The 15,936-nt window shown below is 35.6% G+C and carries 15 protein-coding genes; 5 read left to right on the top strand and 10 right to left on the bottom strand.

The window, feature by feature from the left end:
* Positions 1 to 114 precede the first annotated feature (114 nt).
* A complete protein-coding gene (locus KFV12_RS11370; RefSeq protein ID WP_254256800.1) occupies positions 115 to 1,809 on the top strand; it encodes a M3 family oligoendopeptidase in 1,695 nt (564 codons plus the stop codon).
* Positions 1,810 to 1,856: 47 nt separating this feature from the next.
* On the opposite strand, the gene KFV12_RS11375 is transcribed toward KFV12_RS11370, so the two are convergent.
* Positions 1,857 to 2,843, bottom strand: coding sequence for an LPXTG cell wall anchor domain-containing protein (locus KFV12_RS11375; RefSeq protein ID WP_254256801.1), 987 nt, complete (start codon positions 2,841 to 2,843; stop codon positions 1,857 to 1,859).
* Positions 2,844 to 3,061: 218 nt separating this feature from the next.
* On the opposite strand from KFV12_RS11375, the gene KFV12_RS11380 reads away from it, so the two are divergent.
* Together KFV12_RS11380 and KFV12_RS11385 are read left to right on the top strand one after the other, a co-directional pair.
* Complete coding sequence (locus tag KFV12_RS11380; protein WP_254256802.1) at positions 3,062 to 3,913, top strand: VOC family protein; 852 nt, start codon at positions 3,062 to 3,064, stop codon at positions 3,911 to 3,913.
* Positions 3,914 to 3,937: 24 nt separating this feature from the next.
* The gene (locus KFV12_RS11385; protein WP_254256803.1) at positions 3,938 to 4,561 is read left to right on the top strand and encodes a nitroreductase family protein; all 624 of its coding nucleotides are present in this window, start codon (positions 3,938 to 3,940) and stop codon (positions 4,559 to 4,561) included.
* 58 nt (positions 4,562 to 4,619) lie between these two features.
* Here the strand turns inward: KFV12_RS11385 and KFV12_RS11390 are convergent, their stop codons facing one another.
* The 4 genes from KFV12_RS11390 to KFV12_RS11405 all read right to left on the bottom strand — a co-directional run bounded on the left by KFV12_RS11390 (position 4,620) and on the right by KFV12_RS11405 (position 9,088).
* The gene (locus KFV12_RS11390; protein WP_240837599.1) at positions 4,620 to 5,471 is read right to left on the bottom strand and encodes a MurR/RpiR family transcriptional regulator; all 852 of its coding nucleotides are present in this window, start codon (positions 5,469 to 5,471) and stop codon (positions 4,620 to 4,622) included.
* 164 nt (positions 5,472 to 5,635) lie between these two features.
* Positions 5,636 to 6,586: a carbohydrate kinase family protein gene (locus tag KFV12_RS11395; RefSeq protein WP_254256804.1), complete on the bottom strand. Its 951-nt coding sequence runs from the start codon at positions 6,584 to 6,586 to the stop codon at positions 5,636 to 5,638.
* Positions 6,583 to 8,067, bottom strand: a complete 1,485-nt coding sequence (locus KFV12_RS11400) for a glycoside hydrolase family 32 protein (RefSeq protein ID WP_254256805.1) — start codon at positions 8,065 to 8,067, stop codon at positions 6,583 to 6,585. Before KFV12_RS11400 ends, KFV12_RS11395 begins: the two co-directional genes overlap by 4 nt.
* Before the next feature lie 46 nt (positions 8,068 to 8,113).
* A complete protein-coding gene (locus KFV12_RS11405) occupies positions 8,114 to 9,088 on the bottom strand; it encodes a LacI family DNA-binding transcriptional regulator (RefSeq protein WP_240837603.1) in 975 nt (324 codons plus the stop codon).
* Between the two features lie 98 nt (positions 9,089 to 9,186).
* On the opposite strand from KFV12_RS11405, the gene KFV12_RS11410 reads away from it, so the two are divergent.
* Positions 9,187 to 10,080 carry a nuclease-related domain-containing protein gene (locus KFV12_RS11410; RefSeq protein ID WP_254256806.1) on the top strand — a complete coding sequence of 298 codons (894 nt, stop codon included), beginning with the start codon at positions 9,187 to 9,189 and terminating at the stop codon, positions 10,078 to 10,080.
* A 256-nt stretch (positions 10,081 to 10,336) separates the two neighbouring features.
* Here KFV12_RS11410 and tatC read toward each other — a convergent pair whose 3' ends face one another.
* The 3 genes from tatC to KFV12_RS11425 all read right to left on the bottom strand — a co-directional run bounded on the left by tatC (position 10,337) and on the right by KFV12_RS11425 (position 11,993).
* The gene (gene tatC, locus KFV12_RS11415) at positions 10,337 to 11,092 is read right to left on the bottom strand and encodes a twin-arginine translocase subunit TatC (protein WP_099576903.1); all 756 of its coding nucleotides are present in this window, start codon (positions 11,090 to 11,092) and stop codon (positions 10,337 to 10,339) included.
* A 61-nt stretch (positions 11,093 to 11,153) separates the two neighbouring features.
* Entirely contained in the window at positions 11,154 to 11,348 is a 195-nt protein-coding gene (gene tatA / locus KFV12_RS11420; protein ID WP_096078054.1) for a twin-arginine translocase TatA/TatE family subunit, read from the bottom strand.
* Positions 11,349 to 11,360: 12 nt separating this feature from the next.
* Positions 11,361 to 11,993: a redox-sensing transcriptional repressor Rex gene (locus KFV12_RS11425; protein WP_111715652.1), complete on the bottom strand. Its 633-nt coding sequence runs from the start codon at positions 11,991 to 11,993 to the stop codon at positions 11,361 to 11,363.
* Positions 11,994 to 12,149: 156 nt separating this feature from the next.
* Between KFV12_RS11425 and KFV12_RS11430 the strand changes: the two genes are divergently transcribed.
* Positions 12,150 to 14,066, top strand: coding sequence for an ABC-F family ATP-binding cassette domain-containing protein (locus KFV12_RS11430; protein ID WP_254256807.1), 1,917 nt, complete (start codon positions 12,150 to 12,152; stop codon positions 14,064 to 14,066).
* Positions 14,067 to 14,504: 438 nt separating this feature from the next.
* Here KFV12_RS11430 and tsaD read toward each other — a convergent pair whose 3' ends face one another.
* Together tsaD and rimI are read right to left on the bottom strand one after the other, a co-directional pair.
* A complete protein-coding gene (gene tsaD / locus KFV12_RS11435; RefSeq protein WP_254256808.1) occupies positions 14,505 to 15,506 on the bottom strand; it encodes a tRNA (adenosine(37)-N6)-threonylcarbamoyltransferase complex transferase subunit TsaD in 1,002 nt (333 codons plus the stop codon).
* The gene (gene rimI / locus KFV12_RS11440) at positions 15,503 to 15,925 is read right to left on the bottom strand and encodes a ribosomal protein S18-alanine N-acetyltransferase (protein WP_254257656.1); all 423 of its coding nucleotides are present in this window, start codon (positions 15,923 to 15,925) and stop codon (positions 15,503 to 15,505) included. The genes tsaD and rimI overlap by 4 nt, the downstream gene beginning before the upstream one ends.
* Between the last annotated feature and the right edge of the window lie 11 nt (positions 15,926 to 15,936).

Here is a 15,936-nt window from a genome sequence, read left to right on the forward strand (position 1 = left end):
CATACATTAATTATACCATCTGAACAATAATAAATATATTCCTTATTCTGTATGTTTAGAGTATTATAAGAATAGTAAGAAAAATTAGATAATACATAGATAAGGAGCATTTTAATGACTACTTTCAATGACTACAAATATGTGAGACCCGATTTAGCAGATGCAAAGGAACAATTTTTGCAGTTATACACTGACTTTGATCAGGCACAATCTGTAGAAGAACAGATTCAAGTGATTGATAAGATTAACGCTTTACGTAACAAGATTGATTCAATGTTTAATCTGGCTTATGTCCGTGCATCAATTAATACTAAAGATGAATTCTACGAAAAAGAACGTGATTTCTTCGATGATAACAACGGTGAAATCGTCTATTTCGAATCACTTTATTACAATGCTTTAAACAGAAGTCAGTTCAAAGAGGAATTGAAGTCTGTTTATGGAGAGCAACTTTTTGATTTAGCTGAACTTTATGTGAAACAGTTCGACGAATCTATTAAAGATCTATTAAATAAAGAAAATAAGATTGCTTCTGAATACTCTAAACTTGTGGCTTCAGCTGAAATTGAATATAAAGGTGAAACGTATACTTTTGCTCAAATGGGTAAATTCCTTGAGTCTAGCGACCGTGAAGAACGTAAGTCTGCGACACTTGCTGTGCAAAATTATCGTGCTGGGTTAATGAACCAATATGATGATATTTATGACCGCTTAGTTAAAGTGCGTCACGAAATCGCAGTGAAACTAGGTTTTGACAACTTCATCGAGCTTGGTTACGTGCGTATGCGTCGTGTAGATTATACACCTGATATGGTACAAAACTATCGCGAGCAAATTAAAACGCATGTTGTGCCACTTGCACAAAAATTATATCAGGCACAAGCTGAACGTATCGGCGTTGAGCGTTTAAAAGTTTATGATGAACCGATTTTATTTACAGATGGTAATGAGTCTCCAAAAGATGATGCTCAGACGATTTTAGAAAATGGTCGTAAGATGTATCGTGAATTAAGTTCTGAAACAGATGAGTTCTATCAGTTTATGATGGAGCGTGAACTCTTTGATGTGGAAGCGAAAAAAGGTAAACAGGCAGGTGGTTATTGTACATTTATCGATGATTACAAATCACCGTTCATTTTCTCTAACTTTAACGGCACAGACCATGATATCACGGTATTAACACATGAAGCTGGACATGCCTTCCAGGTATATCGCTCTCGCGAACTCAGTGTGCCTGATTATTTATGGCCAACACATGAATCATGTGAAATTCATTCAATGAGCATGGAGTTCTTCACTTACAAATGGATGGATTTATTCTTTAATAATGCGGATAAATTTAAATATAAACATATCGGAGATGCGATTCAGTTCCTTCCTTACGGTGTTGCAGTGGACGAGTTCCAGCATATCGTCTATGGCAATCCAGAAATGACACCGAAAGAACGACGAGAAGCATGGCAATCTCTAGAAACAAAATACTTACCACATAAAGATTATGATGGTATTGCGCCGCTTATCGATGGTGCATTATGGCATAGACAAGGACATATATTCGAATCTCCATTCTATTATATCGATTACACTTTAGCTCAAGTATGTGCCTTCCAATTCTTTAAACGCTCTAGTGAAGATTTTGAAAATGCGTGGAAAAACTATCTGCATATTTGTGATATTGGCGGATCTCTGCCATTCAATAAAATTGTAGAAGCTGCGCACTTAAAATCACCATTTAAAGATGGTACATTGAAAGATGTGATGATTTTCCTTGAGAACTATCTAGATCAGATTGATACTTCTAAATTTTAATACGTAAAAATACGCTTAGGCTATAAGCTTAAGCGTATTTTTTGTAATTATTTCTTTCTCACTAAAACTGAACCTGCTAATAGAAGTGCTGCGATATATCCAAATAAAGAAGTTACTTCACCTGTTTCAGGTAGGGCTTTTATCTGGTCTTTTTCTTTTTTCGACTGTTTCTCTTTGTCTGAATCTTTTTGTTTATCTTTAGTCGATTTTGTCTTTTTTGAAGTATTAGCTTTAGTTGAAGCCTTCTTCTCTTTCTTATCTGTTGCATGTACATCTTCTGTCTGTGGTGCATCATCTATATCTTTAGACTTTTCAATCTTTGTCGTCACAAGTTCCCCAACATGTTTGTCTAGTGCTGTATAGTATGCTTCTCCTTTAGCGGGCGTGAATTTACCGGGTTTATCTGTGTGCTCATGTTTGTCTTCATCTATATTCCCATCGTCAGGTGGCTTTGGTGCTGGTGGTACTGGTTTATCGTCCCCGCCTCCTGTACTTGGTATCCCTGGATTTGATGGTGTACCCGGTGTTGAAGGGTTAGTTCCAATATTATTATGATCTGTTGGAACATTCGGTCTTTCAGTTGTCACAGGCTCTGTTGGTTTTGTAACAGGGGCTGGAGCTGGTACTTGTACAGGTTGCTCAGTAGTCGGCCTTTCAGTCGTAACTGGTGGCTTTACACTTGGTTTGACAGCCTGATTATTCGTAGCAGGATTTGTTGAAGTGCTCGTCGTCTTAGCTGGTTCTTTTGCCGGCTTTTCAGTTACTTTATCATTCGTTTGAGATGTAACAATCGTCTTTTCAGTAGACTTTTTCTCCGTTGTCGGTGTTTCAGTCGTTCTTGCTTCTGTCGTAGGACGCTCTATAGTTGGTGTATCATTCGTAGATTGATTCATTTCAGTTGATACGATTTCAACAGTACTTGCTGGTTTATGTGTGATTTCATTAGCTTCTGCTGAGTTAATGTCTAATGCATTTAGACTTAACGTTAGAGCAGCTGTCGTTATAGCAAACGAATGTAGCTTTAGTTTACGCATTATACATTCCTCCAAATTTCCAATTACGTTCATTATAAAGCACATATTTATTATTTTCTATTAAGTGAGCGTATTGTTACATATATTTAACATAGTATATATAACTGCAATAAATTTATAAAAGTTGATATAATAACATTAAATCATTTTATTTTATAACGTTATATGATATATTAATTATATCATATATATAAAATATACTTAGGAGTCTTTAAATTATGGAAGCAAAATATTTTTCGAACGACACGCATATCGGTGCAATTCATTTAAATGTAAATTTTATGGAGAACAGTTTAGTTTTCTACAACGAAATTTTAGGACTGAATGTTTTAGAGTCAACAGATCAATATGCAGTACTCGGCACTAGAAACCGTCCTTTAATTTATCTGTACCAGACCAATAAAGAAAGAGTAAAATCAGCTGGATTATTTCATTTTGCGCTGTTGGTACCATCTCGTGAAGCATTAGGTAATATCTTTTTCCATCTCATCAAAACGGGTTATCCGCTTTCTGGAGCTAGTAATCATGATGTATCTGAAGCGATCTATCTACAAGATCCAGAAGGTAATGGGATTGAAATTTATCGTGATGTGCCATCTTCAAAATGGGAATTTGAAGAAAACGGCAATATCGTGATGGGTACAACTGAAATGGATTTTAGCGGTGTACTTGCTGCGAATAATAACCAGCCTTTTAAAGGTTTACATCCTGATACAATTATGGGACATATGCATCTATCTGTCATCGATCTCGATAAAAGTATTGCTTTCTATAAGGATTTCTTCGGCATGGATGTTATGACTAAATACGGAACGAGTGCTGCATTTCTATCAGCAGCTGGATATCACCATCATCTCGGCTTAAATACGTGGGATAAAGCGACTGAACAACCTGAACAAGATGCACCGGGTATACGTCGTTTCGATATTCAGATGCCAAATGATGAAGATGTTGCCCATTTCAAAAAGTTATTGAACGAAAAAGGATTAACAATGCATAAAGACGGGAATTCTGAAGTTATAAAAGATCCAAATGGTATAGGTATCAGATTAATGATACGTAGTAATTAATTTTAAATAAAAGGAGAAATGACAATGAGTTTATTTAAAAAAGATTTAGCAAAAAGTTTTGAAGAGGCAATTGAAAACAGACGTTCAATTTATCACATCGAACCAAAATCACCAATTTCTGACGAAGAAATCGAAAAAATTATTTCTGACACAGTAAAACATGTACCATCAGCATTCAACTCACAAAGTACACGTGTCGTTCTTTTATTAAATGATCAACATAAAAAATTATGGGATATTACTAAAGACAGCTTAAAAGAATTAATGGGTCCAGACCGTGATTTCAGTGAAACTGAACAAAAAATCAATAGCTTTAAAGCTGGTTACGGGACTGTATTATATTACATCGATACAAAAGTAACTGAAGGATTACAAGAAAAATTCGATGCTTATGCTCCGAAATTCCCTGTATGGGCACAACAATCAAATGCAATGCACCAATTTGCAATCTGGACAGCATTTGCCAATAAAGGATTAGGTGCATCATTACAACATTATGATGGCGTAATCGATGAAAAAGTAGCAAGTGAATTCGATATTCCTGCAACTTGGGAACTTGTTGCGCAAATGCCGTTCGGTTCAGTTGGTTCAGAAGCTGGTCCAAAAGACTTCCAACCTGTAGAAAACCGCTTTATCGTTAAAAAATAACCTTATAAAAAAGATCATTGAAAAAATATTTCAATGATCTTTTTTGAATTACTTAACATTATTGGGCATCCTGAATATCTTCACGTGCATTGTTAACGTTTGTTAAACTTTTAATAACTACTTCACTTTGTATTGAACCAATTCTTAAATATACTGCATCAATAATAGCCAGTTGTACAAGACGAACCGTCATCGTCCCAACTTTAAAATCACTTTCTTCTTTCGCCATAGCAAGCGCGATATCTGCCATGCGTAAAGCAGGTGAAGGTACTTTTTGAGTAAGTAGGATAATCGTAATCTTTTGTTTCTTTGCATATTTAATTACTTCGATAATTTCTTTACTTCTACCTGATGAAGTTATCGCAAACAATACGTCGCCTGGTTCGAAGTTTGCAAGCATTGATACTGCGGTAAATGAATCATTTGCAAGATGTGCAAGTTTATCAATTTGCGCAAGCTTAAGTCGAAAGTCTTCTCCAACGACTTGAGCTATCCCTACTCCAAATATCATCATACGCTTTGCTTTAATAATTGCTTGTGCTGCATCATCAATTATTTTTGGCGATAATATTTTTTCTGTATTGTATAAAGCTTGAATTGAATTATTGAATACTTTTTCTTTTAACACTTCAACTGAATCTGTAAATTCTATCTTAGAAGGTTTTTTCTCAGTGTCAATCGTATGTAATTCTCTTGCAAGTTCTACTTTTACAACTTTGATTCCAGAGAGTCCTAGGCGCTTGCTGAACCGTACGATGGCAGCTTCACTGGTCCCTGCCATTTTCGCTATCTCTTTAATTGGTAAATTCACAACTTTTACAGGTTGATCTATCATCAAATCTGCAATGCGTTTTTCAACCGGTGTGAATGTGTCGTACATTTGTGTAATTTGGCCTAAAACGGAATACATAGCTAATAACCTCCAAACTTTTCATTAAAAATAAGACAATATTACAAAACATTAATTAGAAATTAATACTTATATATATTATATACTATATGTTGGGAATAATTTAAATAAATATTTAAATTTTTGATAAAAAATAATGCTTTTTATTAAAAAAAACTACAATTTTAGGAAAATCGTAGTTTTAAATCATTTATATTTGGTAAACTTTCGATGGCACCTTTACCTGTCGTTGTGTATGCCCCTACTTGATTGGCAAATGCTAAAATATCGTAAGCATTTTCTTTTAGATAGCTAATTTGTTGTGTTTTATTTAACAATTGATAGATTACAGCACCAATAAAAGCATCTCCTGCGCCTGTCGTATCTTCTACCGTGACAACTTCTCCTGGTGCGTGAACGTTGTAATCTTTAAAATATACGGTTGCGCCTTTTGGACCTTCTGTATAGATGACCGCTTCTGTATGACCTTTAAACAGGTTTTGAACTGCCTCGTCTACATTACTAATACCTGTAATAAATTCTAGTTCTTCATCTGAAATTTTTAATATATGCGCTTTTGGCATGAAAGTCTGGACCGTTTCTTTTAGCAATGCTTTGTCCGGCCACAGTGGAAATCTTAAGTTCGGATCAAAGATGACTAAGCCACCTGCTTCATGGAACTTGTCTATCAATGTGATATGTGTATCTTTCATCGGTGACGGAATCAAGTCAACGGATGAGAAATGCATAATGTCTTCCGGTTGAATCTGTTCCGGCAAATTTTCTGCTGTTCTTAACATATCTGCTGAAGGATTTCGGTAGAATGAAAAATCACGTTCACCTTCGAGCGTTAAGCTTACAAATGCAAGAGCTGTATTTGCTTCATTTGAGCGTGTAATATAAGTTGTATTAACACCTGTATCTTCCAATGTATCGATGATTAAATCTCCGAATGCATCAACACCCAGTTGTGAAATTAAATAAGACTTTCCTCCTAATTTAGCGACACTTGCTGCAACGTTTGCAGGAGCTCCTCCTACTTTCGTTTCAAAAGATTTAACCTCTTTTAACTTCACACCTTTTGTCTGAGGAATAAAGTCAATCAATGCTTCACCGATTGCGAATAATGCGCTCATTCGTTTGCCTCCTTAAGGTCATATTTTGTAAATTTAAAGTACACCTGACCTGATTCAGTCGATGTGCGAATACCTTTAGCATCTTGTGATGTAAAGATACGTGTCGTCATTACCTTCTCTCCGTCATTGATAAAGATTTCTATAGACGAAGTATCTACGAATATCTGTAATTGATTTAAATCTTCATCTAATACAACTGAACGGCTATATCCATCAACGCCTTCTGGTAACTGTCCGCTATCAAATCGATCCAGCGTGATGCGTTTTTCTGCTTTATTATAAGTAATCATCGTACTTTCCTTCTTAGAGACGCGTAACTCTATATAAAATTCAGTCGAATCATTGTCAAGCACATCGACGATCAATTCATAATGCGTCCCTTCATAAGGATGAAGTTTTACATTCTTTTTCGTAGCATAACCTTCTGCCGTTTCTACGTTACCACGTAATGATTTAAGTGATTCCACCGGACGTTGACGTAACTTGTTATCTTCTATCGTTAATACGCGCGGAATTGTTAAACAGTGCGCCCATCCTTCTTTATCGGTTGGATAGCCTGTATCAGGTAATCCCATCCATCCAATTAATACTCTGTTTCCATCTTTATCGAGTGTTGTTTGAGGTGCATAAAAATCAAATCCATGATCCAGTTCTATAAATTCACCGTGTGTCATCTCGAATGTCTCTTTATCGAGTTTACCGAGCACATAACCAGACTGATAAATGTTCCAGAACTGATCTTCATATTTATCAATGCCTTGTGGACAGAATAATAATACATCCGTATTATTCAATTCAAAATAATCCGGACACTCCCACATATATCCGAAGTCTGTGTAGTCAGTTTTTAACTCAGAGATAAACGTCCAGTGCTTTAAATCAATAGATTGATATACAACAACAGTACCTGTCTCATCTGTTCTTTGAGCACCAATCACGGCATAATAGTAACCATTTTCAAACCAAACTTTCGGGTCGCGGAAATGATCTGTATAACCAGGTTGTGGACCACTGATAATCGGTGTTTCATCTTTTGTAATTGTACCGTCTTTATGCATCGTTGCAATCATCTGATAAGGAATGCGTTCCCATGCATCTGTACGATGATTGCCTGTATAGATTAGTTTCAGCGTATCATCTACAACTAGTCCCGAGCCTGAATAAGCACCATGACTATCAAACTGAGTATCCGGACGGAGTGCAATTCCTACATTTTTAAAAGTTGCAAGATTATCACTTACGGTATGATACCAGTATTTCAAACCATGTACCGGTCCTAACGGGAACCATTGATAGAATAAATGATACTGACCGTTAAAATAAGCAAATCCATTTGGATCGTTCAGTAATCCCGTGGGTGGCTGAATATGAAATAACTGTCTGTGAGGAGATTGTTTCGTCTGTTCTATTAATTTTAAATATTGGTCTTCTGGTAATGCTTCTAATCTTTGATATCGTTCTTCTCGTGTCCATTCAATCATATATATACTCCTTTTTGGTACCGGTTCCATTCTATTTAGTGTCATTTTATGCTTGTACTGCTTTTTTGTCAACGCTTTCTTTTTCTTCTAATTCAAACGACATTTCCTGAAGTAACGGCACCTCTTTTTCGTCAATTAAATCGAGCATTGATTTAGCTGCTAACTCACCTGTCTCAAAATACGGAAATTTAATCGTCGTGATCATCGGTGTCACAATAGATGTCGTTTCATAACCCCCAAATCCAGTGATCGATAGTTGCTCAGGTACTTTTACTTTTTGTTGTTGGGCTGCTTTCAATACGCCAAGTGCGATATTATCTGTCGCACAAATAAGTGCATCATATTTTTCTACTAACTGCTTTGCAGCTTCTGTTGCGTCTTGAAGTTTAAAGGTCGTTTCATATAATGGGACGGTTTGCCCAAACCCTTTGATTACACCTTGTTTTCTTTTTTGGCCAACTGCAATATCCGTTTCAGGCACACCAAGATAAGCGATATTTTGATATTCGAGATTTTTAAAATATTTACCGATCTTTATGCCTGCTGCATAATCATTCTGAATAATTGAGTGAATATGTGCATCTTGCTGACCGATAAGCAGAAAAGGTTTATCTAAAGATTCGATGTGTTCAATATGTTCCTCTGTTAAAGTCGTAGCTAGCAGAATGATGCCATCAACTTTACTCGTATGAAAAGTCTTAATCGCATTTAACTCTAAATCAATAGACAAATCTGTATTAGCAATTAAAGTTTGATAGTTTTGACGGCGTAGTGTCGTTTCAATACCGAGTAGCGTTTCATTAGAAGCAAATGAATTTAGACGGGGTACGATAACACCTATCATATTCGTGCGCTTCGCTTTTAAACTTTGTGCAAACTGGTTAGGCTTGAAACCCGTTTCCTGCACAATTTTATCAATTCTCTGTCTCGTCTTCTCACTTACTGAACCACCGTTTAAATATCTTGAGACGGTGCTTTTTGAAACGCCAGCGAGATTCGCAATATCTAATATATTATTCATGTTGCCACCCCTTACATATTGACTTTATTTTAGCATGTTTTAGAAATTCGTGATATAAAGAGAGTGTATTGATCATTGAATATCTAACAGGAGACTTTATGATTATCAAAACAAGACAACCTTCCTCTTCTTTGCTTCAGTTACACCACCTCAAAGGACGCAGTAATCTCGATTTATCCGATTATGAATTAGAATTAAAAGGCTATTACGGCGAGCAACTGCTTGATCGTATTGTTAGTCGTGTAAATTTTGGGAATGCATTAGTCATTCAGGATTTAAGATTGTTAGATGGTAAGATTGAACGACAGTTCGATACAATCGTTATCGTGAATCAAAGTGCATATATATTAGATGCGAAATACTATACGAGGGATTCTCGTTATCAAGATGGCAAATTCTATCACGGTTATAAAGAGATTGAAAATCCTGATTTACAGATCAGCAGATCTGAAACTTTTTTAAGGAATTATATATGGAAGCATTTCGGCGTGAACTTTACAGTTGTGGGGTTTTTTGTATTTGTAAATAATGATGTGACGTTTAAAAATGACGGTAGACATCCACGCTTGTTACACGCAAACGAATTGCAGTCATCATTTCATGAATTAAAGATGCACCCTGTAATGGAAGTGGATTATGATATTGCAGAATTGCTTGTGAAAGCACATCGATCAGAATCAATCCATAGTGTTGAACTTGATATTACAGAAGCTGTGTTTTTTAAAGGTCTGAAATGTCCGAAATGTGCTGTTGTGCAAGACGTAGAATTTTCTAATCTGATAAAGATGCCATGCTGTCATGAAATTTATAGTTTTAATGATGTGATGCACTATGCACTGAAAGAATATTGTGCAATTCATAAAGTGGGCAGTGTGAAAGTTGGTAAATTTACGAAGTTTATTACGGGAAGTGATGGGAGAAACTACAAAATCGAGCGTTTTATCAGGAAAAATTTAAAACGTACAGATAAAGAGGGTACATATCAAATTTGAGTTGGATATTAATGGGTATAGATGCACACTTCTGATTCCAAGTGGGCACTTGTTTGAAGTTTTTTCCTGTTCGTGCACACTTCTGATTCCATGTGGGCACTTGTTTGAAGTTTTTTCCTGTTCGTGCACACTTCTGATTTGATGTGGGCATTTGTTTGAAGTTTTTTCCTGTTCGTGCACACTTCTGATTCCATGTGGGCATTTGTTTGAAGTTTTTTCCACTAAACATCAAAAAACTAACCACTCTCCAGAGTGGTTAGTCCATTAGTTCTTCTTCAATTAAACGTTGTTCACCTTTTAAAAATTGACGATATCCAATCTTACTGATTTGTATGCTCACTTCGTATAATAACAACATTGGAAATGAGAACATCAAATATGAAATTAAATCCGGCGGTGAAATTAATGCAGTAATCACAAATAAAGCAAAATACGCGTATTTTCGATTTTTCTTTAAGAACATCGGTGTTACAATACCAAGTCTTGTTAAAAACAACAACAGTATCGGTAACTGGAACAAGAATCCGAATGGAATCGTAAATCTCAGCATTTCATTGAAATACTCCCTAACACCGATCATCTGATTAACACCCATCTCACTCGCAAGTCCAATCGTGAACTGAATCAAATAAGGAAATACATAAAAATAACTAAAACTAAGTCCTGCTAGAAATAAAATTAAACTGATTGGAATGTATGATAATGTTGCACGGCGTTCTTTTGGATGTAATCCCGGAGAGATAAATGCCCATAACTGATATAAAATGACTGGAGATATAATGATCAATGCAATAATCATAATCACTGTAATATAAATCGTTAACGGATCACTAACTTTAAAATAATGCAACTCAATACCTTTAGGAACATCATCTTTTGTTAAGAATTTAGTAACAGGTTTACCAAAGTAAAATCCTACTGCCGTCCCAGCTACTAAACAATAGAGCACGACCATAATGCGTTTACGCAATTCATCCAAATGCTCAACAACGGTTAAATCATCTTTATTCATCAAAGGAATGGACCTCCTCATAAAAAAACGGCAAACACTGTCGCCGTTTTGAATTTCTAAATTATTTTACGTCTTTATTATCTTTGTCATGATCTTTCATAATACCATCTGTTGCATCTTTAAATTCTTTTAAAGATGTACCCATCGCACGACCGAATTCTGGTAATTTCTTAGGTCCGAAAATAATTAACGCGATAATCCCTAAGAAAATAGCAATTGCAGGTGATATCATACCAACTGTATTTACAAATAACATCTATTTTACCCCCTAATGATTTTTCATAAAGAATATTAGCGACTGTAATTCAACACCTAAATCGATGTGATGCACGTGCACCCCATTTGGTACTGTTAAACGTTCTGGTGTAAAGTTTAATATACCTTTTATTTGTGCTTTTGTCACTCTATTTGCCACGTCTTGTGCAACCGCACCTGGTACTGTTAATATTACAACTTGAATGCCTGTCTCTTCAACAATTTTTTCGAAATCCTTCATATCTTCGACAGTAATCTTCCCAATCGTCTTTCCGATAGAAGTTGAGCTTGTATCAAAGGCTGCTGTAATCTTCATGCGATCATTGATCGAGAAATTATAATTAACAAGTGCAGTTCCCAGATTCCCTACTCCGATAATTGCAACTTTTGTAATCATGTCCTGCTGCAAAGTTGTCTTAAAAAAGTTTAATAAAAAGTTAACGTTGTAGCCATATCCTTTTTTTCCTAGCTCACCAAAATAAGAAAAATCTCTTCGTATTGTTGCCGAATCAATTTGTAAGCCTTCACTTAGCTCCTTACTACTGACTCTTTCCACATTTGAATTATATAACGTATTCACAAAACGATAATATAAAGGAAGTCTCTTTAGTGTGGCTTTAGGAATCTTTATTTCGTCCTTTGACATCCTACTCACCTGTTTCAAGTAAATTTGTGATAGATTTCACATCACTTTTGATTATAACACTTAACATATTAATTGACTATGTGAAATTTCACAAAACTGATTAAAACATTCCCACCTCATCGTCCTTCATGTACAATGAAAGTGAGGTGAAATAACTTGATATTATTACAAGCAAGCAATTTAACTAAATCCTACTCAGGTGAAAATATATTTTCGAATGTGAAATTCGAAGTTAAATCTAACGACCGTATCGCTATTGTCGGAAGAAATGGTGCTGGTAAAACCACTTTAATGAAGATTCTAGCTGGTACTGAAGATTACGATACTGGTAATCTTTCAATGGCTAAAAATATCAGACTAGGCTATCTTACTCAGCAAATGACTTTGAATGCAGAAGGAACCGTCTACGAAGCGATGAAAAAGCCGTTCCTTCATCTGGAAAAAATGCAGCAGGAATTAGACAAAATCGCTTTGTATTTAAGCGAAGAAAGTCATAATGCACACACGGATGCATATCAGGAAAAATTAACGAGTTATGAGAAATTACAGCAACAATTTGAAGCTCAGGATGGCTATCTTTATGAAACAAAAATAAAGACAGTGCTCACAGGTCTCAACTTCAAACCTGAAGACTTTGACCAGAAAATCGATACATTTTCAGGTGGACAAAAGACACGTCTTGCTCTTGCTGAAATGCTACTTCATAATCCTGACTTACTACTTCTCGATGAGCCTACTAACCATCTCGACATGGATACAACTGCCTGGCTCGAAAATTATTTAACGACGTATGATGGTGCCATCGTAATTATTTCACACGACCGTTACTTTTTAGATAAAGTTGTTAATACAGTATACGATGTTGCATTAGGACAAGTTCAGAAATATATAGGTAACTATTCAAAATTCATTGAACAACGTAATCAATTTTACGAAAAGATGCAGGCACAGTATGAGCGACAACAGGCCGAGATTAAACGTTTGGAAACCTTTGTCCAAAAAAATATTACACGTGCGTCAACGAGTGGTATGGCGAAATCACGTCGTAAAGTACTTGAGAAGATGACAAAGATTGATATTCCGAAACAAGACGATCATTCTATGAATTTAAGATTTAATATTCAGAAAGAAACAGGAAATGACGTATTACGTATCGATGACCTTGCTATCGGCTATGATACGCCACTTGCTGAACATTTAAACTTAGATATAAAAAAACAGGATGCTGTCGCATTTATTGGGCCAAACGGTATCGGTAAAACAACGCTTATTAAAACCATCGCCAAACAGTTAACTGCACTACACGGTGACATTAAGTATGGTGCTAATCTTTCAATCGGATATTACGATCAAAAGCAAGCAGAATTTTCTTCAAATAATACTGTACTAGAAGAATTATGGCAGTACTATCCAACGATGCCTGAAAAAGATATTCGTACTGTACTGGGACGCTTTCTATTCGTTCAGGATGATGTTAAAAAGATTATCAATGACTTATCAGGTGGAGAAAAAGCGAGATTACAACTTGCTAAACTTAGTCTTGAAGAAAACAATGTGTTAATTCTTGATGAGCCGACTAACCACCTCGATATCGATGCAAAAGAAGTGCTGGAGGATGCACTTATCCATTATCCGGGAACCTTGTTATTTGTCAGCCATGATCGTTATTTCATCAATAAAATAGCGACAAAGATATTCCAGATGACAGATAAGGGTGGAAAGCTATTCCTCGGCGACTATTCATATTTTATCGAAAAAGAAGAAGAACGATTAGCGCATGAAAGCTTAATCGAACAGGAGTCAAAGCAAATTACTAAAGAAACGACTAACGATGACTTTAAAGCGAACCAAAAAGAAAGACGTAAACTAGAACGTCAATTAGAAAGTACAGAAAAAGATATTCAGCACCTGGAAAGTCAAATTAGTAGTATAGAGGAACGACTTACGCAACCAGAAGTATTTAACGACCATGAAAAATCTCATGCTTTAAATGAAGAACTTATTACATTAAATCAAACACTCGAACAAAAAGTCGAACAGTGGACAGAATTAGAATTGGCATTAGAAAAATAACCGGCATAGCCGGTTATTTTTGTACACAAAGTTATACACAATAAAAATCCTTTTATTACACTAATCCACAGAGTTATCCTAGTTATCCACAGAAAAAGAGTATCATATTATGATTAATTTTGTGTAATACTCCCTATTGACATTAAGTTATACACATTTTGTGCACAACTTGTGTACAAGTACATGTGTTCGCGTGGATAAAATACAGACAAATTGATAAAAATAAATGCTTAATTTTATATGTAAGTGGTATATATATTGTAGAAATTTTATTCAATCAGCATCATATTTTAAGGGGTATATATATGTATCGTTTTCCACGTAGCTGTTTAGGAAGTATTATTCTATCGGTTATTCTTTCAATCATTTTAACTGTACTATTAAATGGTTGCGTCGCTATAATGCATTAAAAAGAGGACAAAGTTTTCACTTTGTCCTTTATTTTAATTCAATATTTGATCTTCCATTTAAATTCATTCCAGCAAACTCAGATTTAATATACTGATAATATGCTGCTGCACCAATCATCGCTGCGTTATCTGTACATAATTCAAAGCGAGGTATCATCAATTTAATATTCTTTTCTGCACATAGCTGCGTCATACGTTCACGTAATCCTTTATTTGCCGCTACACCACCACAAATCAGTAATTGTTTAATATTATATTCAGCTAATGCATTAAATGTTTTCTCTGATAACACATCAATGACACTCGCCTGAAAGCTTGCTGCCACATCTTCTGCTTTATAGCTTTCACCTTTTTGATTCTTATTATGCAATGTATTAATTACGGCACTTTTTAAACCGCTGAAACTAAAATCATAGCCTTCTAATATTGGGCGTGGTAATTTTAAAGTATCTTCACCTATAGCGGCTAATCTATCAACATGAGGTCCTCCCGGATAAGGTAGATTAATAGTTCTTGCTACTTTGTCGTACGCTTCACCGACAGCATCATCACGTGTCTGTCCAATCATTTCAAAGTCCATATGGTCTTTCATAACAACCAGTTCTGTATGACCTCCTGACACTACTAAAGCTAATAACGGAAAAGTTAATCGCGCTTCAATATGATTTGCATAAACATGCCCTGCGATATGATGTACAGGTATTAACGGTTTGTTATGCGCTAGCGCTAATGCTTTTGCTGCGTTGATGCCTACAAGCAATGCACCGATTAGACCTGGTCCTTCTGTCACTGCAACGGCATCAATGTCATTCCAACTAAGATTCGCTTCATCAATTGCTTCTTCAATAACGATTGTAATATTTTCTACATGATGTCTGCTTGCTACTTCTGGTACAACGCCACCAAATCGTTTATGAGATTCTATTTGACTGTTAACGACGTTGCTCAGCACCTCATATCCATTTCTTACAATACTCACTGCAGTTTCATCACAACTTGTTTCTATTGCTAATATTGTTACATCGCTCATTTTAATTTCACCCACATAACTTTCGCATCCTGATTCGGACCATAATAGTCACGTCTAACTCCACCATATGTAAAACCGAATGATTCATACAAACGACGAGCCGTTAAGTTCTCTTCTCTCACTTCCAGACTCATCATTTCACAAGTAAGACGTGCATAATTCATAACATACTCTAATAATAACTTACCATATCCTTTGCTACGCATTGCTTCATCTATTGCAACCGTAGTAATTTGTGCCTGATCAATAACTATCCACATACCGAGATATCCTATTACTTTATTATCCTGCAACATCGTAAAATAATGCGCAAACTCATTTTTTTCGAGTTCATGATAAAAAGCATCTAAATTCCATGAACCTGATGGAAACGCTTTTTGTTCTATCTCATATATTGCCGGAACATCTTCAAGCAACATCTTTCTAATTG

Origin of the sequence: Macrococcus epidermidis, assembly GCF_024205965.1 — a bacterium.
GTDB lineage: Bacteria > Bacillota > Bacilli > Staphylococcales > Staphylococcaceae > Macrococcoides > Macrococcoides epidermidis.